Origin of the sequence: Pseudomonas sp. 15A4, from assembly GCF_016925575.1 — a bacterium.
GTDB lineage: Bacteria > Pseudomonadota > Gammaproteobacteria > Pseudomonadales > Pseudomonadaceae > Aquipseudomonas.
Genome location: NZ_CP068986.1, coordinates 4,746,669 through 4,766,937, shown reverse-complemented (window position 1 = coordinate 4,766,937; position 20,269 = coordinate 4,746,669). Strand labels below are relative to the sequence as shown.

Below are 20,269 nucleotides of genomic sequence, written 5' to 3'. Positions count from 1 at the left end.
AAGGCTTGCTTGTCGTAAGCAATTAGGACTTGAAAGGCCTGCGAAAAAAATATTCAAACATGGCTACTGCAAATGGCACTAATCCGTTATAAACTATCCGGCTAGGGTCCATACTGTTTGCGAGTTCAGTGAGCTCGTCAATCGCATTGCCGGCTTTTTTGAAGGAGGTTATCGACGGGAGCGGCAGTGCGTATTTTACTGAAGATATTTGCTGGGTTATATGTTGATATATTCCGGATATTCCTCTGCTTGTTGGAGTGCTCGTGTCTTCCCAGAGTGGCGCATATCTATTGGTTCCATAATCTCCCTTTATTGTTCCGCCAAACCGTTTTCTTGCGCCCCTAAGAACTTCGTTAAGCATTGCGACATCGTGCCAGCTTGCACTGTATAAATTTCGTACATGCAGTGCCCAGCCATTTGCTGTGATTTTTCTTTCTTTAGTCGATATCGGGTATACGTCGGCAGAAACACCATCGATAGACCTAAATTCATTACTTTCGAACCACGAATAATTCAAAGTTCCCTTTGGCCAATCCCAGAAATGGCTGCACCTCACAAAGCCGAGATTCTCTAAATATTCACTAAGTTCCTTTCTGGATGCGTTCTTAGGGTACAGGGTAACGTCTCTTCCCATGATTCGTTATTTCCGCGTTAGTGATGCAGTTAGACAGATATAGGTGGCGATAAGTATGACGTTTACAATTTCAGGTCAATCCGTAGCACCCCTCAGCTAATTGATTCCAGCGTAATAAACGCGGAGCGCGCAGATGATAATGCGACCACCTCTTAAAGGATGTTACTGAGTCATTGGCAGTATGTCTATGCTCAAGACTGGCATTGCTCTACAGTAAAAATCTCTTCTGGCCAATCGCTGCCATTCAAAATGATCACGAAGCGGCCGCTCCCAAATTTAGCCAAGCATATGTCCGGTACTATTGTGCGCTGTTGTCAGCCGGGGCCAACGCATGTGTACTGCGTCAGCGACCCCACATCCCGCAACAAGTGATGCGAATTTCCGATTCACGCCGCAACGGCTAGACACCTCAACACTTATCACAACACATACATCAGTTCGCAACCACATCCCCGGCGCGGCCTAAATGGTATATCAGCACCCTCCACTGGATTCACTCCCCCACTGCTCTACATTGCACCATCACCAAACACCCGCCGAGCCCCCAACAATGCCTGCCTCCCGCCCAACCCTCCACCCCAAAGTCCTTCGCGCCGGCGACGCCGTAGCGCTGGTTTCCCCAGCAGGCCCAGTCGCCGAAGCTCGGGTAGAAGCAGCGGTACGTGAACTCACGTCCTGGGGATTACGCCCCCGCGTTTACCCCCACGCGCTGGACAACATCGGCTTCCTGGCAGGCACCGACGCCGATCGCATTTCCGACCTCAACGACGCCTTGGCCGACCCCGAAATCCGCGCCGTGCTGTGCAACCGTGGCGGCTACGGCGTTCAACGCATCCTCGGGCAACTCGACTACGACGCCGTGCGCCGCGACCCGAAACTGGTGGTCGGTTTCTCGGACATCACCGCCTTGCACGCCGCACTCTGGATCCACGCAGGCCTCGCCACGGTTCACGGCCCGGTCGCCGCGCAGCTGGAGAAGGGCGGCATTTTCGCCAGCACGCTCAAGCACGCATTAATGAGCACCGAGCCTTCCGTCATCCATGCGGACCCGGCCGAACCCACCTTTACCGTGCGTACATCGGGGACAGTGGAGGGCGTCTTGCTTGGCGGCAACTTAAGCATGCTGAGTACCTGCATCGGCACGCCGTTCATGCCCGACCTGGAAGGCGCGATCCTGCTGCTCGAAGACGTCGGCGAGCTGGCGTATCGGGTTGACCGCAATATCACTCATCTACTCAATTGCGGGATTCTGCAACGGCTCGGCGGTATCGCGTTGGGTCAGTTCAGCGAGCCGGGTCACGGCAATAACCCAATCCGGCCGCCCGATGTCTTGATCGAGCGTCTGGGCGATCTGGGCATTCCGGTCTTGGGCGGTCTGTCCATCGGCCACGGCGATCGTAATCTGGCGGTGGCGTTGGGCACTCGTGCGGTGCTCGACACCGAGGCTGGCACCCTGACGGTGGCCCCGGCCACGCGCTAGTACGACGATCACCGTTCTGTAAGCGACCTCGCTCTAGCTATTTGCCATCATTCAGGCGCCAGCACCTTGTTTTGCCCCTTGGGCATTGCGAATCTCCACGGATATTGACTGGCCGCGCGCGGATGGCCTTGCCATGTGCGCCCTCAAGCTGTGGAGCGGAAACTGATGATGTCTGCCGTGAAGACGCGTTTCGCCAATCTGGGGATGGCCAAGAAGCTGGGCATCGGGTTCGTGCTGGTGCTGCTGTTGACGGCGCTGGTCGCGGCCATCGGGGTCTGGTCGTTGCGCTCGATCAGTGCGCATTTCGACAGCCTTAAGGCGATGACCGCACTCAACAGCGATGTGAATCGCGTGCGGCTGCTGGAGCAGGATTACGCTTTGCACGGCGATCCGAAGGTGGTCGATCAGGTTCACGCCGGGCTCGACGGCCTGAATGCCCAGGCGGAGCAGCTCAAGGCGGGCGCGCCGATCAACGAGCAGGTAATGGGCCAGGTGCAGCAGGCACTGGCGGCCTATCGCGCTTCCTTCGACGAGTTCGTCAGCATCAGTCAGAGCAAGGACCTGGCGCTGGAGATGGCCAGTTGGTCGGTGTCCAGCGTCGCCAATAACCTCGACGTGTTGCAGGCGGGGCTGGCCGACGACGGTGCCTACACGCTGAAGGATTCCCAGGGGCAGCAGGGTGCCGAGTTAATCGAGCAGGCCGGTCAGGTCAGCCAGGTTTCGAAACTGATGATGCAGGCCATGGACGAGGCCCGGGTGCGCCTCGACAAGAGCCGCAAGACCGGCTCGGGCGAGGAGGTCAAGACCGGCAAGATCGAGCAGGCGGTGCAGGCGCAGGAACTGGCCGAGCAGCTCAAGGGCGTAATCAAGGACGCCGGTTACCTCACGGTGTTGACCGAGGTGGGCGGGCACATCAGCAACTTCAGCGAAAAACTCAACGAATACACCGGGCTGCTGGAGTCGGAAGCGAAGGTCTCGCAGCAACTGGCGAGCAACGCCAAAGCCGTGGTGCAGCAGGTCAATCAGGCCTACGACGCCGAAGGCCAGTCGATGCAGAGCGAGTTGCAGGCCAACTCGATGATGATCATCGGCTCGTCCGTGTTGGCGCTGGTGGTCGGTCTGATCGCGGCGCTGGTGATGACGCGCCTGATCGTCGCGCCGCTGCGCAGTGTGATTGCCACGGCCCAGCGGATTGCGGCCGGGGACCTGAGTCGCACCGTGAATATCACGCGCAAGGACGAAATCGGCCAGTTGATGCAAGCGATGCAGCAAATGGGCGCGGGGTTGAGCACCATCGTCAGCGGCCTGCAGGCGGGCATTGAGCAGTTGGCGACGTCCGCCCATTCACTGTCGGCGGTGACCGAGCAGACCAATCTGGAAGTCAGCAGCCAGAAGGAAGAGACCGAGCAGGTGGCGACGGCGATGAACCAGATGACCGCCACCGTTCACGATGTCGCACGCAATGCGGAAGAGGCGGCGCTCGCGGCGCAGACCGCCGACACCAAGGTCGACTCGGGCCAGGCCGTGGTGCGCCAGAGCATGCAGCGGATTGAGCAACTGGCGTCGTCGTCCCGTTCTGCCAGCGATTCGATCGAGAACCTGAGCGCGGAAATCCAGAACATCGGCACCGTGCTCGGCGTGATCAAAAGCGTCGCCGAGCAGACCAATCTGCTGGCACTGAACGCCGCCATCGAAGCGGCACGGGCGGGGAGCAGGGCAGGGGCTTTGCGGTGGTGGCCGATGAAGTCCGCGCGCTGGCCAAACGCACGCAACAGTCTACGGAGGAAATCGAGCGCCTGGTCAGCCGGCTGCAAAGCGGCGCCCAGGCGTCAGTGGCGCAGATTCAGAGCAGCGGCGAGCTGGTCAAACTGGCGGTAAGCGATGCGCTGCAGACCGAGAGCGCGCTGGGCAGCATCGCCGCGGCCGTGTCGATGATTCAGCAGATGAACCAGCAGATTGCCGCTGCGGCGGAAGAGCAGAGCTCTGTGGCGGAAGAGATCAACCGCAGCGTCACCAGCATCCGCGCCAGTGCCGATCAGTCCGCGCTGGCAATGCAGGGCAACGCGGCTTCCAGCATCGAACTGGCGTCGCTGGGCATGGAATTGAAAGGCATGGTGGGGCATTTCAGGTTATGAGCCGGGGCTTGGCAAGCCGCCCTCCGCCAACTCGACCGAAACATGATCCCGCGCATTTGCAGTTCAGTCGTCGCTGAGGTCCACCCTCGAACCCGGTCTCCAACGTGCAACCTGGAGATGATCTCCATCGTTCATACAGCCGCGCTGTGGCGCTGCAAACACAATTCCTGTGAGAGCGAGCTTGCTCGCGAAGACGGCATTTCAGCCACTGAAGACTCAGCGCATGTCCCGGCCTTTTCGCGAGCAAGCTCGCTCCCACAATCCGTAGGTCGCCAGATACATCGGCGGCGTTGGTAGGTTTGACGAGCGCGCGTTTGCCCGCGAATGGGATCTGCCTGCTGCACTCGATATCGCCCGACTCACCGCGAATAGCGGGCAAGCGCGCTCCTGCAGAAGAGTGGAACGCCGCGATCAATCATTTGCGGTAGTTGAGAATCAGCAGCGTCAAAACACCCGCAACAATCCCCCAGAACGCCGAACCGATGGAAAACAGCGTCAGGCCTGACGCTGTGACCATGAAGGTGATCAGCGCCGCTTCGCGTTCCTTCGGTTCGTTCATGGCCACGGTCAGGCCATTGATGATTGAGCCGAACAGCGCCAGAGCAGCAATCGACAGCACCAGTTCCCTGGGAAACGCCGCGAACAGTGCCGCCAGCGTTGCGCCGAACACCCCCGCGATGGCGTAGAAAATCCCGCACCAGATCGCCGCCGTGTAGCGCTTGTCTCGGTCTTCGTGGGCGTGGGGACCGGTGCAGATGGCGGCACTGATGGCCGCGAGGTTGATGCCGTGAGCGCCAAAGGGCGCGGTGATGAGCGAGATGATCCCGGTGGCGGTAATCAGGGGCGAGGCGGGCACCTGATAGCCATCCGCGCGCAGGACCGCGACGCCCGGCATGTTCTGCGAGGTCATGGCGACGACGAACAGCGGAATGCCAATGCTGACGGTCGCCGCGATGGAGAACGAAGGCGTGGTCCAGACCGGCATCGCCACTTCCAGGGCGAAGCCGCTGAAATTCAGCAGGCCGAGCATGCCCGACAGCGCGACACCGACCAACAACGTCACCAGCACGGCGTAGCGCGGCGAGTAACGTTTGACGATCAGGTAACTGAAGAACATGCCCAGCACCAGGCCGGTGCGGTGTTGCGCGGCGACGAAGATTTCGCTGCCGATCTTGAACAGAATCCCCGCCAGCAGGGCCGCTGCCAGTGATGTCGGCAGGCGCTTGACCAGCCGTTCGAAGCTGCCGGTGACCCCACAAATAATCACCAGCGCCGCGCAAGTGATGAATGCGCCGATGGCTTCGGGGTAGGCGACGCCGCCCAGGCTGGTGATCAGCAACGCCGCGCCCGGCGTCGACCACGCCACGGTGATCGGCGAGCGATAGCGCAGCGACAGGCCGATGCTGCACACCGCCATGCCCATGAACAGCGCCCAGATCCACGAGGAAATCTGCGCCGAGGTCAGCCCGGCGGCCTGACCGGCCTGAAACATCAGCACCAGCGAACTGGTGACGCCGGTCATCATCGCGATGAAGCCGGCGACGATGGCGGAGGGCGAGGAGTCGGTCAGCGGTCGCAATGGCGCGAGGGGCACGTCAGTCATGCGGGTCTATCCTTGGCGCAACGGTTGAACAGAACCGCCAGCCTATACGCAGTGGTCATGCCCCGTTGCAATACAGCCATCGGCGCAATGGTCGGCACAGTTTCGGCCGCGGTCTGTAAACCGGCGGGTCAGCTGCGGGTCATCGTGTTGCCCAACGCCTGATTCACCGCCATCCAGCCATCCACCGCTTCGCGTCCGGCTTCGGCGAACACCCGCTGCAGCAGCTTGACCTGCTCGCGGCGCAGGGACTCTTCGAATTTGCGTCCCTCGGCGGTCAGCTCCAGCAGGCGCTTACGCTTGTCGTCCTCGGGCGCGACGCTGAGCACCAGCTCCATCTCGATCAACTGCCGCAGTGGCGTGTTCAGCGCCTGCTTGCTCACCCCGAGCTTGCCGAGCAGCTCCTTCACGCTCAGGCCCGGATAGCGGGCGATGAAAAACACGATGCGCTGGTGCACCCGACTCAGGCCACGGCGGTCGAGCATTTCATCGGCTTTAGCAGTGAACGCCTGATAGCCGAAGAAAAACGCTTCCATGGCAATTTGCTGGGTGGATGAATTTTTAAGGTCAAGCATATTGACGTATCCGTGTGCGGCATCGTAATTTCGGTCAACCAGTTTGACGTATTCCCCTTTCTTTCCGCCAGCGGTGATCCGATGCCATTTTCCGAACGCGTTACCCGTTTGAAGAGTTCACTGATTCGCGAAATCCTCGCCGCCGCCCAGCGCCCGGAGATGATGTCGTTCGCGGGCGGATTGCCGGCCGAGCCCATGTTGCCGAAGAGTGAATGGGCTGAGATGCCGCGCAGCATCGGCCAGTACGGCATGAGCGAAGGCGAGCCGCAGCTGCGTGAGGCGCTGGCCGCCCAGGCTCGGGGGTGGGCATCGACTGCGACGCGAGTCAGGTGATGATCGTCAGCGGTTCCCAGCAGACGCTGGAGCTGGCCGCCAAGCTGTACATCGACAAGGGCACCGAGATCCTGCTCGAAGCGCCGACCTATCTGGCGGCGCTGCAGATCTTCCAGCTGTTCGGCGCCGACTGCCTGACCGTGCCGCTGCTCGCCGAAGGCCCGGACCTTGACGCACTGCGTCAGCGACTGGAGCAGCACTCGCCGTCGTTCGCGTACCTGATTCCCACGTTCCAGAATCCGTCGGCGGTGCGTTACAGCGAAACCGCGCGGGATGCGGTGGCGGCGTTGCTCGATGAATTCGGCGTCACCCTGATCGAAGATGAGCCGTACCGCGAGCTGACCTTCGACGGCGGTAGCGCCCGGCCCATCGTCAGCCGCCTGAAGAAAGCCAGCTGGATCTACACCGGCACCGTGTCGAAAACCCTGATGCCGGGCTTGCGCGTCGGCTACCTGATCGCAACGCCCGACCTGTTCCCCCATCTGCTCAAGCTCAAGCAATCGGCGGATCTGCACACCAATCGCGTGGGTCAATGGCAGGCGTTGCAGTGGATCGGCAGCGAGCACTATGAGCAGCATCTGCTGGAACTGCGCAGCTTCTATCGCACCCGTCGCGATGCGTTCGAAGCCGCGCTGCAGCGGCACTTCGCTGATCTGGCGGAATGGAACAGCCCCCAGGGCGGCCTGTTTTTCTGGCTGACGCTCAAGCACAAAACCGACACCCGCACCTTGCTCGACAGCGCCCTGGAACAGAACGTGGCGTTCATGCCGGGCGAGCCGTTTTTGCCGATCCGGACGCCAACCCGGGTTATCTGCGGCTGAACTTCAGTCACATCGACCCCGAGCGCCTCGACCAAGGCTTGAAACGACTCGCCGCCGTCATTCGGCACACACAGCTTTCACAGGCGGCCTGATACATTGCGCACACGCACGACCGGCACGACTGACGGCACACGATTGAGGGGAGAGGGTTGATGTACAAGGTTTACGGCGATTACAACTCGGGCAACTGCTACAAGATCAAGCTGATGCTCCACCTGCTCGGCACTCAATACGAGTGGGTACCGGTGGACATCCTCAAGGGCGAGACCGAAACCGAAGCGTTTCTGGCGAAGAACCCGAACGGCAAGATCCCGGTGCTTGAGCTCGAAGACGGCACCTGCTTGTGGGAGTCCAACGCGATTCTCAATTTCCTCGCCGAAGGCACGCCTTACCTGCTGACCGAGCCGCGCCTGCGCACGCAAATGCTGCAGTGGCAGTTCTTCGAGCAATACAGCCACGAGCCGACCCTGGCGGTGGCGCGCTTCATTCAGTTTTACCTGGGGATGCCAGAAGAGCGGATGGAGGAATACCACTCGTTGCACCGGCGCGGTAACAAGGCCCTGAAAGTCATGGAGCAACAGTTGCTGCGCACGCCGTTTCTGGTAGGGGATAGTTTCTCCATCGCCGACATTGCGCTGTATGCCTACACTCACGTGGCCGATCAGGGCGGCTTCGACCTGGCGCAGTTCCCGGCGATTCAAGCCTGGCTCGCGCGGGTCAAGCAGCAACCGGGTTACGTCGGCATGCTGGATTGACGATTGGCGTTGTTCATTAAAAGGAGATGAGACATGCAGTACAGGATGATCGCGGTTGGCATGCTGATGGCGCTGGGCATCGGCTGCTCGGCCCAGGCTCAGGACTGCGACGCCAACCAGGCGTCGATGAATCAGTGCGCGAGCAAAGAGTACGCCGCGCTGGATGCGGAGTTGAACACTCAATACAACACGCAGATGGGCTATCTGAAGACGCCGGCACGCAAGAAAGCGCTGCAGGACGCGCAGAAGAAGTGGATCGCGTTTCGTGACGCCGATTGCCAGTATCAGGCCGGCAAGCGGGAGGACGGCGGAAGCATGTGGCCGCTGGTTCAGGCGCAGTGCCTGTCAGCCCAGACCAAAGTGCGGGTTGAGCAGTTGAAGGCATATACGGCGTGTCGCGAGGAAGGGTGCCCGAAGTAAAGGCGGAAGAGGGCGGGACATTGCTGAATCTCCACCAGCAGACACGCCGCCTTCGCGAGCAAGCTCACTCCTACACGTTTTGCGGGATGGCTGAGAGCGTGGGTGCCCCCGCTCTCACAAGTGGATTGCATCAAACCGCTGAGAATCGCTTCTCGAGGTAATCGATGATCACCTTCGATTCATACATCCACACCGTCTGACCTTCTTCCTCAATCCGCAGGCAGGGCACCTTGATCCGGCCGCCGCCGCTGAGCAGTGCCTGGCGATCCGGCTCGTTGTTCTTTGCGTCACGAAGGGCCACGGGCACGTTCAAACGGCGCATTGCCCGGCGGGTTTTCACACAAAACGGGCAGGCGTGGAACTGATACAGCGTCAGCGCTTTGGCCGACGCATCGACGGCAGCCTGGGCTTCGGGAGAACGCTTCTTCTTGCTCGGCCGGGTCAGGAAATCGCCCGCGATCACGAGCTGGCCGAGACCGACTCTCACTGCTTTCATCAACACGCTAAAACCTCACTCGGCAGCACGAGCCGCCAGACAGCCGCAGCCTGATGCTGCGGCCTTCAGGATGCCGGGATCACTTGATCAGGCTGAGAAACTCGGTGCGGGTCGCGGCGTTTTCACGGAATTCGCCCAGCATCACCGACGTGATCATCGACGAATTCTGCTTCTCGACGCCGCGCATCATCATGCACATGTGCTTGGCTTCGATGACAACCGCCACACCCATCGCGCCGGTGACCTGCTGGATGGCTTCGGCGATCTGGCGGCTGAGGTTTTCCTGGATCTGCAGGCGACGGGCGTACATGTCGACGATGCGCGCGACCTTCGACAGGCCCAGCACTTTGCCGCTCGGGATATAGGCGACATGGGCCTTACCGATGAAGGGCAGCAAATGGTGTTCGCACAGCGAGTACAACTCGATGTCCTTGACCACCACCATTTCGCTGTTGTCGGAGCTGAACAGCGCACCGTTGGTGACTTCTTCGAGGGTTTGCTCATAGCCGCGGCAAAGGTACTGCATGGCTTTGGCTGCACGTTTCGGGGTGTCGCGCAGGCCTTCGCGGGAGACGTCTTCGCCGAGTTGACCGAGGATGGCGGTGTAGTTCTGTTCCAGAGTCACAGGGGTGTGTTCCGTGTGGGTTCAAAAAACGCAGGGTTGCGGGCCTGCAAAGGCGCACATAGTAGCGTAGCTGGGCGCGCAGGGGTACGGCAGGCGGCCGAGAGGCCTGCGGCATGGCGCCGCCGTGCCGGAAGCTCGCGCTCGGTCCCTTGGGAAAGCACAGTCCTGCGTATCCGTTTTGGTACGCGACCGGTACCAAACCGCGACGCGGATTGACGGGCGCGTGCTGTCTCAAGCAGCAGGTGATTAATACCTGTGATCAAGCCCGCGTTTAGAGAGAAATCGAAATGTTGAGTCGTATAGCGAAAGTCGCGATGGTCATCGCGGTGATGTCGGCCATGTCCGGATGCTGGCCGTTCTGGGGCCCGGGCGGCGGAGGCCACGGGGGGCATGGAGGCGGTGGCGGCGGTGGTCACTATGAAGGCGGCGGCCCGGGTGGCGGCGGTGGCGGTGGCGGCGGTCCTGGCCCGCGTTGATCGGATAAGCGCTTAATGAGCGGTGGAAGCGACCGGGATGGCGCTCCACCTTGCTTGCGAAGAGGAAGTGATTACCGCTAAATTTTCAGGGGTCGAAATGCCGCCTTCGTGAGCAAAGTGGAGTGCCAACCCACAAGGACTGGTCGGCAAACGCCTGCCTTACTCGTCACGCCCTTCCATCATGGTCCGCTTGAGGATCACGTACACCGCACCGGCCCCGCCATGCTTGGCGATGCACGACGCAAATCCCAATACCTGCTGATGCTGACGCAACCACGTGTTGACGTGGCTCTTGATCATCGGTCGCTTGCCATCCAGCCGCACGGCCTTGCCGTGGGTGATGCGTACGCAACGTACTTCCAGCTTGGCCGCCTCGGCGAGAAATTCCCACATCGTCTCGCGCGCCATTTCGACGCTCATGCCATGCAGGTCCAGGCTGCCTTCGAAGCTGATCTGCCCAAGCTTGAGCTTGCGCATCTGGCCTTCCTGCACCCCGTCACGCGCCCAGTACAGCGTGTCTTCAGGGCCAACGTCGATCACGAACTGGTCTGACAAACCATCAACGGTAATCGTCGCATCGGAGCGCACGGTGGCTGCCTGACGCAGCTTGGCCAGGTTCTTACGGTCGGTTTTGGGTTTTCCTACGTCCGCATGTTCAGTCTTGATCGGCTTTACGCCGCGAATCTCACTTCTGAACAGGGAAAAATCGTCGTCTTGCATGGTGGTCTCCGCGAAGGGGGCCAGTTTAACCGCGTCACGCCGGAATCGGCGCGACTATCGATGATTAAGACTATCGGGGATTAAACGGCAGCGGATGACGCGAGGGTCAGTCGTGTTTCTTCATCAGGTGGGGAGACATGTTCAGCTCGCCGGCACGACGACGGCGACGACGACTGCGGCGCCAGAACCAGATGCCGACGTACAGCATCAGTAAACCGACGATGACCGTGACCACGGCGCCCGCCGGACTGGCGTTGAGTTCGCCCAGCGCGACAGGGTTGCCGATCAGGCTGGCAACGCCGGCCATTGCCAGCAGCACGCCAGCAGTGGCCAGGACGGCCGAAATCGCAGCAATAATGCGCATCCGCCAGCTGCCCTGGCCCTTGGAGCGCAGGCGACGGGCATCAAAACCATCGGATATTTTCATTCCGATTTCCTCTATGGGTATCGGCGCTCTGACCAGCACAGGGTGGGGTGGTTCCCGCCTGGCCAGGTTTCAGGGGCATCACGGGTAGATAACGGATAGGCGGTCAGGTGAACGGGTTAACCCCGCCTGACGACTGCATTTGTACGCCTTTTCTACAGGAACTGCCGGAAAATGATCGGTGCGAGGGCACACACAGTCAGCTCGGTCGCAACAGCTCCTGTCGAGGGAGGAATCAGATCAGATCTTTGGTCAGCGCCAGTTTGGCGAAATTGTCGTTCATGATTGCCATCTCCGCCTGCTGCACCAGCTCGGCCTTGATGACGCCGCTCGGGGTCGGCAGGTCGCGGGTGGCGCAGGCGTCTTCAACCAGCGTGCAGCGAAACCCGTAATCCTTTGCCGCGCGCACAGTGGTGCTGACGCTGGAATGGCTCATGAAACCGCAGACCACCAGATCCAGCCGGCCGCGGCTTTCCAACAGGCTGTGCAGGGTGGTGCGGTCATCGGTGGAGACGGTGCCATTCAGCGCATTGGGCAGGCGTTTTTCAATGATGATTTCATCGCCCTGCGGCTGCAATTCGGGGACGAACTGCCCGCGCTCACCCTGAGGATCGAACATGCCGCCGACGGTGCCCAGGTGGCGGACGTGAATGATCGGCGACTTCGCTGCACGGGCTGCGGCGACCAGTTTGACGATGTTATTGATGGCGTCCTGAACACCGGTCAGGGCGAGGGGGCCGCTGAGGTATTCCTTCTGCGCATCGATGATGATCAGGGTGGCATTACTCAAGGTGGCCGCCGCGTATTCGCGGCCACTGAGTTGAAACATGGTCTTCGGACCAGTGTTTGGAACAGACATCGGGGGCTCCTTCGAGTGGGGCTTTTGCCACATTGTCCACTGGCAGAGCGATTCTGTGAATCGCCATGCTCACAGGCCTCGCTTTTTTGCCGGGCTTCAAGCCGTCGAGCAGGTCGCGGTTGCTGTCATAGTGCCTGCAAAACGAGGCAAAGACTGAGGAAAATTTTGCGCGTGGCCGCCGCGCCCGGTGCGGGATCGTTTGTTGCGTGGAGGGCTGATAGAATCGCCCGTCGTTTTTTCAAGGAGTCTGCCGTGATCACTTCCCGCCTGCGCACCCTGCGCGATCATATCCGTTGGGCTGTCAGCCGTTTCCACGGGGAAGACCTGTTCTTCGGCCATGGCACCGACAATGCGTGGGACGAAGCTCGCCAATTGGTGCTCGGCGCCCTGCATCTGCCGTGGGAAATTGCCGACAGCTATCTGGACTGCAACCTCGAAGAGGAAGAGCTGGTGGCGGTTCAGCACCTGATCAAGCGACGCATCGAGGAGCGCGTGCCTACTGCGTATCTGCTGGGTGAGGCGTGGTTCTGCGGGATGTCATTCATCGTCGACGAACGCGTGCTGATTCCGCGCTCGCCCATTGGTGAACTGATCGAGCAGCGGTTCGCACCCTGGCTGGCTGACGATCCTGCGCGGATTCTCGATCTTTGCACCGGTTCCGGTTGCATTGGCATCGCCTGCGCCGACGTGTTCCCCGACGCTGAAGTGGTGTTGGCCGACCTGTCGTTCGAGGCGCTGGAAGTGGCGAATCAGAACATCGAGCGCCATGGCGTGGATCAGCGCGTTTACACCGTGCAGGGCGATGGGTTCAACGGCTTGCCGGGTCAGCGTTTTGACCTGATCGTGTCCAACCCGCCGTACGTCGATGCCGAAGATTTCGCCGACATGCCCGACGAATACCAGCATGAACCCGAGCTGGCGCTGGCCTGCGGTGACGATGGCTTGAATCTGGTGCGGCGCATGCTGGCCCAGGCCGCGGACCATCTGAACGAGAAGGGCTTGTTGATCGTGGAAGTCGGCAACAGCCAGGTTCACGTCGAAGCGCTGTACCCGGAAGTGGATTTCGCCTGGCTGGAATTCGAGCGTGGCGGCCACGGCGTGTTCATGCTGACCGCCGAGCAGTGCCGCAATCATCAGGATCTGTTTGCAGCACGAATCTAGTCCGGCGGTCGGCGGGCCTGTTCCCGGCTGAAGCCGGTCCTACTGACCGCATGCAACCTGTAGGACTGGCTTTAGCCAGGAAGGCGTCGGTCGTCACACCGCAAATCTGATGGCGAGCACACGGGCCTTTCCCGTCTTAACGCCGGTCACCGATGCGTCGCAATCCAGATCAGCAGGCCGGCCTGAAACACGGCAAACGTGACCAGGCAGGCGATGGTGAAGCGCAAGCCGCTGTCGTCCCGGCGGTATTTGCTGACCTTGTCTTCGGACTTCTTGATCGTGAGGTCCTGTTCCTGAATTCGCTGTTCGGCCTGTTGCAGCATCTGCGCGGCGTCGAGGATCTGCACGATCTGGATTTTGTCGGCATTCCAGGTGTTATTGAGGTTGCCGACCTTGGCGTCCTTGAGGGTGCCTTTCAGGTGCTGGGCATCGGCGTAGGCGACTTCGAAACCCTGGGTCTTGAGGAAGTGGTCACGACGCAGGCGCGTGTCTTCGTTGAGTGCATCCTTGTTCGCCAGCGCGACACCTTCAATCTTGTACTCGGCGCATCGTTTCTGCGCCCAGGCAATGCCTTGAGCCAGCATGAAACGGCCCAGGCCACGGTTCCATGGATCGATCTGCAGGCCGGACGCCGGGCCCACGCGAACGCTGCGATTGGCGTGATCCACCCAGATATCCAGACAATTCTGTTCTTTGCGGGTCTTCTGCCCCGGCAATTGGTAGCTCATGCGCAGCAGGCTGAATTCCTTGTTGTGGCGCTCGGCCTTGCCGAACTCGACAAAGCGCAGCGGGCGGGCGCCGGTTGCGCGATCAGTTGGCAGCGGCGCCAGACGCAGCATCGAGAAGTGCTCGGCGTGTACTTCTTCCCACAAGACAGGCGCGGCGACTTCGCCTTCTTGGGCATCGGTCGGCTCGACCGCGTCGGTTTGCATGGTTGCTTCTGTCATCACGGCGATCCTGTTATCGACATTGCCTGGCACATGGCACCGGCACACGATGCCAGCAGACTGCTATCGGCCGTTTATGACGAAGCTGAAGGGATCGTGGGTCGACTCGCGCGTCGACGAGAAGAGCACCGGCCTCAGGCGGCCGGGATCGAGTCGAGGAATTTCAGGATGCGGTCAGTCACTTCACTGGCCAGCGGCAACTGCGGATCCTTGTAGGACGCCAACTGACGCTTGATGTCCATGGGCACGATACGCAGCACATGGTTCATGCCGTCGATAATCGCCAGTTGCGAGTCGGGCTTGGCCTTGTGCAGCAACTCGGCGTCGCCCACGCCCACCTGCATGTCGTTGCGCCCCTGAATGATCAGCGTCGGGATTTTCAATTGCCCGAACGCCGCCGTCGGATTCTGCCGGAACAGTGAAATCAGATAAGGCTGCACGCTGGGGCGGAACACCACTTGAAGAGGCTCGGGCACGTCGTTGTCAGTCTTGCCGGCCTTGATCTCTTCGATCAGTTGCTCACTGCGCGCCAGCAGCGGAGGAGGAAGGCGATCCTGCAGTTGCTCGCGGACCACTTGATCCACCGGGCGACCGGTGCCCGCCACGGAGATCAACGCCACAGCGCCCGCTCGTTCTGCCGCCAGGGTGGCAACCAGTGCGCCCTCGCTGTGACCCATCAGAATCAAAGGCCCCAGGCGCGAGTCAGTCTTGAGCTTGGCGGCCCAGGCGACGGCGTCGTCGACGTACTTCTCGATGCTCAGATCGCGCTCGTCCGGGGTGGCAGGGCGACTGGCCGCGACGCCGCGCTTGTCATAACGCACGCTGGCGATGTTGTGCTTGGCCAGGATCAGGGCGAGACGCTTCATGCTGTCGTTGCGTCCGCCGTCGGAGTTGTTGCCGTCACGGTCGGTCGGCCCTGATCCGGCGATGATCAACACCACCGGCACAGGTTTCGCGGATTTGGGCAGCAGCAGTGTGCCGAACAGCTCGCCGCTGCCGGTGTCCAGGCTGATGGGGCGCTGCAGCACGACGGGTGTTCCGGCGTGGGCGATGGATGACAGCAGGGTCAGGCTCAAGATGATCGCTCGCAGCGGCCAGAAGCCGCGAATCAGGGGTAAGGCGCTTAGCATTGCAGGACCGTCATCAATAAAGTGTCAATTGGACGCGGGCAAATGAATAAGGTTCGAGGATGAACTGCGCCATAAGCCTGCGTATACTGGCGCGCTTGAGTTTTTGAACGTCCTCGGAGCCTCCCGCATGTCCGGCAATACCTACGGCAAGCTGTTCACTGTCACCACTGCCGGCGAAAGCCACGGTCCGGCGCTGGTTGCCATCGTTGACGGCTGCCCGCCCGGCATCGAGCTGTCGCTGGAAGACCTGCAGCGTGATCTCGACCGCCGCAAGCCGGGGACCAGCCGTCATACCACCCAGCGTCAGGAGCCCGACGAGGTCGAGATTCTCTCCGGCGTCTTCGAAGGCAAGACCACCGGTGCGTCCATCGGCTTGCTGATCCGCAACACCGATCAGAAGTCCAAGGACTATTCGGCGATCAAGGACCTGTTCCGGCCCGCCCACGCTGATTACACCTACCACCACAAATACGGCATTCGCGATTACCGTGGCGGCGGCCGCAGCTCTGCGCGGGAGACCGCCATGCGCGTCGCCGCCGGGGCCATCGCCAAGAAGTTTCTCGCCACCCAGGGCATTACCGTCCGCGGCTACATGAGCCAGCTCGGCCCGATCGAAATCCCGTTCAAGACCTGGGATTCGGTGGAAGACAACGCCTTCTTCAGCCCCGACCCGAGCAAGGTGCCGGAGCTGGAAGCCTACATGGATCAGCTGCGTCGCGATCAGGACTCGGTGGGTGCGAAAATCACCGTCGTGGCCGAGGGCGTGAAGCCGGGCCTGGGCGAGCCGATTTTCGACCGTCTCGATGCCGAACTGGCCCACGCGCTGATGAGCATCAACGCGGTCAAGGGCGTCGAGATCGGCGCCGGCTTTGCCTGCGTTGCCCAGCGCGGTACCGAGCACCGCGATGAGATGAGCCCCGAGGGTTTTCTGTCGAACAACGCAGGCGGCATCCTCGGCGGGATTTCGTCCGGGCAGCCGATCGTTGCGCACCTGGCCCTGAAAGCGACCTCCAGCATCACCACGCCGGGGCACTCGATCGACGTCGACGGCAACTCCGTCGAAGTCATCACCAAGGGCCGACACGACCCGTGCGTCGGTATTCGCGCCACGCCGATTGCCGAGGCAATGATGGCGATCGTGCTGGTTGACCACCTGCTGCGCCATCGCGGGCAAAACAGTGACGTGCGTGTCACGACGCCGATTCTGGGTCAGCTGTAATGCCTGAGCCGGGCGCTGCTGCCGCGGTCATCTGAGCGTGGCGGCGCTTCCTTACTGGCGGCTCGCCAGCTTCTATCTCTTCTATTTCGCCCTGCTTGGGGCCACGGCGCCGTACATGGCGCTGTATTTCAGCCATCTGGGTTTTTCCGCCGCGCGTATCGGCGAACTGATCGCGATCCCGATGCTGATGCGCTGCGTCGCACCCAATGTCTGGGGCTGGCTCGGCGATTACACGGGCCGACGTCTGACCATCGTGCGTTTTGGCGCCCTCTGCGGACTGGCCTGTTTCAGCCTGATTCTCGTCGACACGTCCTACGCCTGGGTGGCGATGGTCATGGCCCTCTATGCGTTTTTCTGGCACGCGGTGCTGCCGCAGTTTGAAGTCATCACGCTGACGCATTTGCAGGGCCAGACTTCACGCTACAGCCAGATCCGGCTGTGGGGATCGATTGGTTTCATCCTTTCGGTGGTCGTGCTGGGCCGGATGCTGGAGTGGTTCAGCCTGGATCACTACCCGCAATTGCTGCTGGTGATTCTGATCGGCATTGTCGCCAGCAGTTGGTGGGTGCCGAATGCTCAGCCGGTTGCCTCTGGCGTACGGGTCGCGGGCGACGGGTTTCTCAGGCAACTGATCAGGCCGGGGGTGCTGGCGTTTTATGTCAGCGTCGCGTTGATACAGCTGAGCCACGGGCCGTATAACACCTTTCTCACGCTGCACCTGGAACACCTCGGTTACACCCGCGGCATGATTGGCCTGCTGTGGGCGCTGGGGGTGATCGCCGAAGTGTTGATGTTCATGCTGATGAGCCGTGTGTTGCAACGGTTCAGCGTCCGGCAGGTGCTGATGACCAGCTTCGTGATCGCTGCCTTGCGCTGGCTTTTGCTGGGTAATCTGGCCGATCATCTGGCGATTCTGATCGTTGCCCAACTGATGCACGCGGCCACGTTCGGCAGTTTCCATGCCTCGGCCGTGCATTTCGTGCAACGCAGCTTCGGCCCGCGCCAGCAGGGGCAGGGTCAGGCGTTGTACGCCGCCCTTTCCGGCACCGGCGGGGCAATGGGCGCTTTGTATGCCGGGTACAGCTGGAACGCGCTGGGCGCCAGTTGGACCTTTGCCATTGCGAGTCTGGCGGCCGTGGCCGCTGCTGTTCTGACCGCCACATGTATGAAAGAGGAGCGCGTATGAGTCGCGAAGCACTGGCTCGGGAAATCATCGAAGCGGGGCAGTTTCTGTACGCCCGGGGCTGGTCGCCCGCCACCAGCAGTAATTATTCCGTGCGCCTGTCGCCGACCGAGGCGCTGTTGACGGTCTCCGGCAAGCACAAGGGCCAGTTGGGCCTCGACGACGTGTTGGCCACCGACCTTGCCGGCAACAGCCTGGAACCCGGCAAGAAGCCGTCCGCCGAAACCCTGCTGCACACGCAGCTTTATAGCTGCAAGCCGGCGGTGGGCGCTGTGCTCCACACCCATTCGGTCAACGCCACCGTGCTGTCCCGGCTCACTGCCGGTGATCATCTGGTGTTCGAGGACTACGAGCTGCAAAAGGCCTTCAGCGGCGTTTCCACCCATGAATCAAAAGTGGTGGTGCCGATTTTCGACAACGATCAGGACATCGCCCGGCTCGCCGCCAAGGTTCAGCCCTGGCTGGATCAACACCCTGACTGCGCCGGCTACCTGATTCGCGGTCATGGTTTGTACACCTGGGGCGCTAAGATGAGCGATGCCTTGCGCCAGATCGAAGCCTTCGAATTCCTGTTCGAATGCGAGCTCAAGACGCTGTCCGTGCTCAACCGCTGATCCCTGTTCTACGCACCGATCAATGCACCCAGCGTTCCCCAATGCCTGAATCAACGCGTCGGATCGGCCCCAGAGCCGGCAGACGCGGACCGAACCGAGGAAGCCCCGAAATGAGCAGTCTGTCCGTTTACCACGTGTCATCCCCCGAGCTGCCCAACAAGGTCCTGACCCATTTGGAAGACATCGCCTCGACCCTGGCCGAGCATGGCGTTGGGTTCGACCGCTGGCAGGCGGCGACGCCGATCACCCCCGGCGCCAGTCAGGAGGAAGTGATTGCTGCCTACCGCACCCAGATCGACCGGCTGATGACCGAGCGCGGTTACGTGACCGTCGATGTGATCAGCCTCAACAGCGATCACCCGCAAAAAGCCGAGCTGCGCGCCAAGTTCCTTGAGGAGCACCAGCATGGCGAAGATGAAGTGCGTTTCTTCGTCGCCGGCCGTGGGCTGTTTACGCTGCACATCGACGATTATGTCTACGCCGTGCTGTGCGAGAAAAACGACCTGATCTCGGTTCCGGCCGGCACCCGTCACTGGTTCGACATGGGTGAAAACCCCCACTTCGTCGCCATTCGCCTGTTCAACAACCCGGAAGGCTGGGTCGCCAAGTTCACCGGCAAAAGCATCGCCAGCCAGTTCCCGCGCCTGGAAGACTGATCATCATGACCATCAAAGCCATCTTGACCGACATCGAAGGCACCACCAGCGCGGTGAGCTTCGTCTTCGACGTGCTCTTTCCGTACGCCAAACAGCATTTGCCCGAGTTCGTTCGCGCGCATGCCGACGAACCCGACGTCGCCGCGCAGCTGCAGGCCGTGCGCAACGACAGCGGTGAGCCTGACGCGAGTGTCGATCGCGTGATCGAGATCCTGCTGCAATGGATCGCCGAAGATCGCAAAGCCACGCCGCTCAAGGCATTGCAAGGTATGGTCTGGCAACAGGGCTATCAGGCCGGGCAGCTCAAGGGGCACGTTTACCCGGATGCGGTTGAAGCGTTGAAACGCTGGCATCAGGCGGGGTACGCGCTTTACGTTTACTCGTCGGGCTCGATCCAGGCGCAGAAGCTGATCTTTGGTTGTTCGGAGGCGGGCGATCTGTCCGAGCTGTTCAGCGGCTTCTTCGACACCACCTCCGGGCCCAAGCGCGAGGAGGCGTCCTATCGATCAATTGCATCGAGTATCGGCCTCCCGGCGCAGTCCATTGTGTTCCTGTCCGATATCGTCGAAGAGCTCGATGCGGCGCAACTGGCTGGCATGGCCACCTGCGGGGTAGCGCGCGACGGTGGAAAGCTGAGCGGCCACCTCACCGTCAGCAGTTTTGCGTCGATCGAGCCCAGCGTTTTCTGACGTTTCGGGCGTACTGCAAATGACGGCTGATGTCTTTGACATTGGCCGTTTTTGTTTCTAAATGCGGAAAACTGTAAGTAGGTTTTTGTTCTTTTGTGGGAAGTTGCTTGTTTCACGGTCAGGCATGCCTGTTTGTTTTCGACGCTGTGTTTAACCCTTCTCGACTGTGTAACCCTTCGCCTGTCGGACCCTGACAGCTTTTGAATGCGCCGCGTGCGGTCGTGCTGACGACAGTACCTGGCGCGGTTTTCGAGCTGCCATGCATAAAAAATCCAAGGGGCATCAGGGCCGCGCATTTAGTTGTTTATACGGGAGGG

The 20,269-nt window shown here is 60.9% G+C and carries 20 protein-coding genes and 2 pseudogenes; 12 read left to right on the top strand and 10 right to left on the bottom strand.

Annotated elements, in window-relative coordinates; all coding sequences use genetic code 11:
* Window positions 1-22: 22 nt before the first annotated feature.
* On the bottom strand, window positions 23-634 hold the full coding sequence (locus tag JN403_RS21145) for a hypothetical protein (RefSeq protein WP_205484124.1): 612 nt from the start codon (window positions 632-634) through the stop codon (window positions 23-25).
* 550 nt (window positions 635-1,184) lie between these two features.
* Between JN403_RS21145 and JN403_RS21140 the strand changes: the two genes are divergently transcribed.
* Window positions 1,185-2,114 carry an LD-carboxypeptidase gene (locus JN403_RS21140; RefSeq protein ID WP_205484123.1) on the top strand — a complete coding sequence of 310 codons (930 nt, stop codon included), beginning with the start codon at window positions 1,185-1,187 and terminating at the stop codon, window positions 2,112-2,114.
* A 165-nt stretch (window positions 2,115-2,279) separates the two neighbouring features.
* Window positions 2,280-4,249, top strand: a pseudogene (locus JN403_RS21135) (methyl-accepting chemotaxis protein).
* 415 nt (window positions 4,250-4,664) lie between these two features.
* Here the strand turns inward: JN403_RS21135 and JN403_RS21130 are convergent.
* A complete protein-coding gene (locus JN403_RS21130) occupies window positions 4,665-5,852 on the bottom strand; it encodes a benzoate/H(+) symporter BenE family transporter (protein ID WP_205484122.1) in 1,188 nt (395 codons plus the stop codon).
* Window positions 5,853-5,980: 128 nt separating this feature from the next.
* The gene (locus JN403_RS21125; RefSeq protein ID WP_205484121.1) at window positions 5,981-6,424 is read right to left on the bottom strand and encodes a MarR family transcriptional regulator; all 444 of its coding nucleotides are present in this window, start codon (window positions 6,422-6,424) and stop codon (window positions 5,981-5,983) included.
* A gap of 81 nt (window positions 6,425-6,505) precedes the next feature.
* Between JN403_RS21125 and JN403_RS21120 the strand changes: the two are divergent.
* From JN403_RS21120 to JN403_RS21110, 3 genes and pseudogenes are all read left to right on the top strand, one after another.
* Window positions 6,506-7,670: pseudogene (locus JN403_RS21120) on the top strand (PLP-dependent aminotransferase family protein).
* A gap of 60 nt (window positions 7,671-7,730) precedes the next feature.
* The gene (locus tag JN403_RS21115) at window positions 7,731-8,333 is read left to right on the top strand and encodes a glutathione S-transferase family protein (RefSeq protein WP_205484120.1); all 603 of its coding nucleotides are present in this window, start codon (window positions 7,731-7,733) and stop codon (window positions 8,331-8,333) included.
* Between the two features lie 33 nt (window positions 8,334-8,366).
* On the top strand, window positions 8,367-8,753 hold the full coding sequence (locus tag JN403_RS21110) for a lysozyme inhibitor LprI family protein (RefSeq protein WP_205484119.1): 387 nt from the start codon (window positions 8,367-8,369) through the stop codon (window positions 8,751-8,753).
* Window positions 8,754-8,883: 130 nt separating this feature from the next.
* On the opposite strand, the gene JN403_RS21105 is transcribed toward JN403_RS21110, so the two are convergent.
* Entirely contained in the window at window positions 8,884-9,249 is a 366-nt protein-coding gene (locus JN403_RS21105) for a glutathione S-transferase N-terminal domain-containing protein (RefSeq protein WP_172611551.1), read from the bottom strand.
* A gap of 79 nt (window positions 9,250-9,328) precedes the next feature.
* Window positions 9,329-9,874: a GTP cyclohydrolase I FolE gene (gene folE, locus JN403_RS21100; protein ID WP_122535150.1), complete on the bottom strand. Its 546-nt coding sequence runs from the start codon at window positions 9,872-9,874 to the stop codon at window positions 9,329-9,331.
* 287 nt (window positions 9,875-10,161) lie between these two features.
* Between folE and JN403_RS21095 the strand changes: the two genes are divergently transcribed.
* Window positions 10,162-10,350 (top strand): hypothetical protein, encoded by a 189-nt coding sequence (locus tag JN403_RS21095; protein WP_205484118.1) that lies wholly within the window; start codon window positions 10,162-10,164, stop codon window positions 10,348-10,350.
* Between the two features lie 159 nt (window positions 10,351-10,509).
* Here JN403_RS21095 and JN403_RS21090 read toward each other — a convergent pair whose 3' ends face one another.
* From JN403_RS21090 to JN403_RS21080, 3 genes are all read right to left on the bottom strand, one after another.
* Window positions 10,510-11,070 (bottom strand): Smr/MutS family protein, encoded by a 561-nt coding sequence (locus JN403_RS21090; RefSeq protein ID WP_065989376.1) that lies wholly within the window; start codon window positions 11,068-11,070, stop codon window positions 10,510-10,512.
* Window positions 11,071-11,176: 106 nt separating this feature from the next.
* On the bottom strand, window positions 11,177-11,497 hold the full coding sequence (locus JN403_RS21085) for a hypothetical protein (RefSeq protein ID WP_122535152.1): 321 nt from the start codon (window positions 11,495-11,497) through the stop codon (window positions 11,177-11,179).
* A 232-nt stretch (window positions 11,498-11,729) separates the two neighbouring features.
* Window positions 11,730-12,353, bottom strand: coding sequence for a cysteine hydrolase family protein (locus JN403_RS21080; protein WP_122535153.1), 624 nt, complete (start codon window positions 12,351-12,353; stop codon window positions 11,730-11,732).
* A 252-nt stretch (window positions 12,354-12,605) separates the two neighbouring features.
* Here JN403_RS21080 and prmB point away from each other — a divergent pair, with 252 nt between their 5' ends.
* Entirely contained in the window at window positions 12,606-13,514 is a 909-nt protein-coding gene (gene prmB, locus JN403_RS21075; protein WP_205484117.1) for a 50S ribosomal protein L3 N(5)-glutamine methyltransferase, read from the top strand.
* A gap of 146 nt (window positions 13,515-13,660) precedes the next feature.
* On the opposite strand, the gene JN403_RS21070 is transcribed toward prmB, so the two are convergent.
* Window positions 13,661-14,461 carry a hypothetical protein gene (locus tag JN403_RS21070; protein WP_205484116.1) on the bottom strand — a complete coding sequence of 267 codons (801 nt, stop codon included), beginning with the start codon at window positions 14,459-14,461 and terminating at the stop codon, window positions 13,661-13,663.
* Window positions 14,462-14,595: 134 nt separating this feature from the next.
* On the bottom strand, window positions 14,596-15,591 hold the full coding sequence (locus JN403_RS21065; RefSeq protein ID WP_122624146.1) for an alpha/beta fold hydrolase: 996 nt from the start codon (window positions 15,589-15,591) through the stop codon (window positions 14,596-14,598).
* Window positions 15,592-15,718: 127 nt separating this feature from the next.
* Between JN403_RS21065 and aroC the strand changes: the two genes are divergently transcribed.
* The 5 genes from aroC (at window position 15,719) to mtnC (ending at window position 19,952) form a co-directional block, all read left to right on the top strand.
* Entirely contained in the window at window positions 15,719-16,810 is a 1,092-nt protein-coding gene (aroC, locus tag JN403_RS21060) for a chorismate synthase (protein WP_205484115.1), read from the top strand.
* 31 nt (window positions 16,811-16,841) lie between these two features.
* A complete protein-coding gene (locus JN403_RS21055; protein ID WP_205487592.1) occupies window positions 16,842-17,996 on the top strand; it encodes an MFS transporter in 1,155 nt (384 codons plus the stop codon).
* Window positions 17,993-18,607, top strand: coding sequence for a methylthioribulose 1-phosphate dehydratase (locus tag JN403_RS21050; RefSeq protein WP_122535161.1), 615 nt, complete (start codon window positions 17,993-17,995; stop codon window positions 18,605-18,607). Before JN403_RS21055 ends, JN403_RS21050 begins: the two co-directional genes overlap by 4 nt.
* Before the next feature lie 110 nt (window positions 18,608-18,717).
* Window positions 18,718-19,263 carry an acireductone dioxygenase gene (locus JN403_RS21045; RefSeq protein WP_205484114.1) on the top strand — a complete coding sequence of 182 codons (546 nt, stop codon included), beginning with the start codon at window positions 18,718-18,720 and terminating at the stop codon, window positions 19,261-19,263.
* Window positions 19,264-19,268: 5 nt separating this feature from the next.
* On the top strand, window positions 19,269-19,952 hold the full coding sequence (gene mtnC / locus JN403_RS21040; RefSeq protein ID WP_205484113.1) for an acireductone synthase: 684 nt from the start codon (window positions 19,269-19,271) through the stop codon (window positions 19,950-19,952).
* Window positions 19,953-20,269: the final 317 nt, after the last annotated feature.

What these genes read in the sequence shown, in the direction of transcription:
- JN403_RS21145 (WP_205484124.1), bottom strand. Translation starts at nt 634, where the DNA reads ATGGGAAGAGACGTTACCCTGTACCCTAAGAACGCATCCAGAAAGGAA.
- JN403_RS21140 (WP_205484123.1), top strand. Translation starts at nt 1,185, where the DNA reads ATGCCTGCCTCCCGCCCAACCCTCCACCCCAAAGTCCTTCGCGCCGGC.
- JN403_RS21130 (WP_205484122.1), bottom strand. Translation starts at nt 5,852, where the DNA reads ATGACTGACGTGCCCCTCGCGCCATTGCGACCGCTGACCGACTCCTCG.
- JN403_RS21125 (WP_205484121.1), bottom strand. Translation starts at nt 6,424, where the DNA reads ATGCTTGACCTTAAAAATTCATCCACCCAGCAAATTGCCATGGAAGCG.
- JN403_RS21115 (WP_205484120.1), top strand. Translation starts at nt 7,731, where the DNA reads ATGTACAAGGTTTACGGCGATTACAACTCGGGCAACTGCTACAAGATC.
- JN403_RS21110 (WP_205484119.1), top strand. Translation starts at nt 8,367, where the DNA reads ATGCAGTACAGGATGATCGCGGTTGGCATGCTGATGGCGCTGGGCATC.
- JN403_RS21105 (WP_172611551.1), bottom strand. Translation starts at nt 9,249, where the DNA reads ATGAAAGCAGTGAGAGTCGGTCTCGGCCAGCTCGTGATCGCGGGCGAT.
- JN403_RS21095 (WP_205484118.1), top strand. Translation starts at nt 10,162, where the DNA reads ATGTTGAGTCGTATAGCGAAAGTCGCGATGGTCATCGCGGTGATGTCG.
- JN403_RS21090 (WP_065989376.1), bottom strand. Translation starts at nt 11,070, where the DNA reads ATGCAAGACGACGATTTTTCCCTGTTCAGAAGTGAGATTCGCGGCGTA.
- JN403_RS21085 (WP_122535152.1), bottom strand. Translation starts at nt 11,497, where the DNA reads ATGAAAATATCCGATGGTTTTGATGCCCGTCGCCTGCGCTCCAAGGGC.
- JN403_RS21080 (WP_122535153.1), bottom strand. Translation starts at nt 12,353, where the DNA reads ATGTCTGTTCCAAACACTGGTCCGAAGACCATGTTTCAACTCAGTGGC.
- JN403_RS21070 (WP_205484116.1), bottom strand. Translation starts at nt 14,461, where the DNA reads ATGACAGAAGCAACCATGCAAACCGACGCGGTCGAGCCGACCGATGCC.
- JN403_RS21065 (WP_122624146.1), bottom strand. Translation starts at nt 15,591, where the DNA reads ATGCTAAGCGCCTTACCCCTGATTCGCGGCTTCTGGCCGCTGCGAGCG.
- aroC (WP_205484115.1), top strand. Translation starts at nt 15,719, where the DNA reads ATGTCCGGCAATACCTACGGCAAGCTGTTCACTGTCACCACTGCCGGC.
- JN403_RS21050 (WP_122535161.1), top strand. Translation starts at nt 17,993, where the DNA reads ATGAGTCGCGAAGCACTGGCTCGGGAAATCATCGAAGCGGGGCAGTTT.
- JN403_RS21045 (WP_205484114.1), top strand. Translation starts at nt 18,718, where the DNA reads ATGAGCAGTCTGTCCGTTTACCACGTGTCATCCCCCGAGCTGCCCAAC.
- mtnC (WP_205484113.1), top strand. Translation starts at nt 19,269, where the DNA reads ATGACCATCAAAGCCATCTTGACCGACATCGAAGGCACCACCAGCGCG.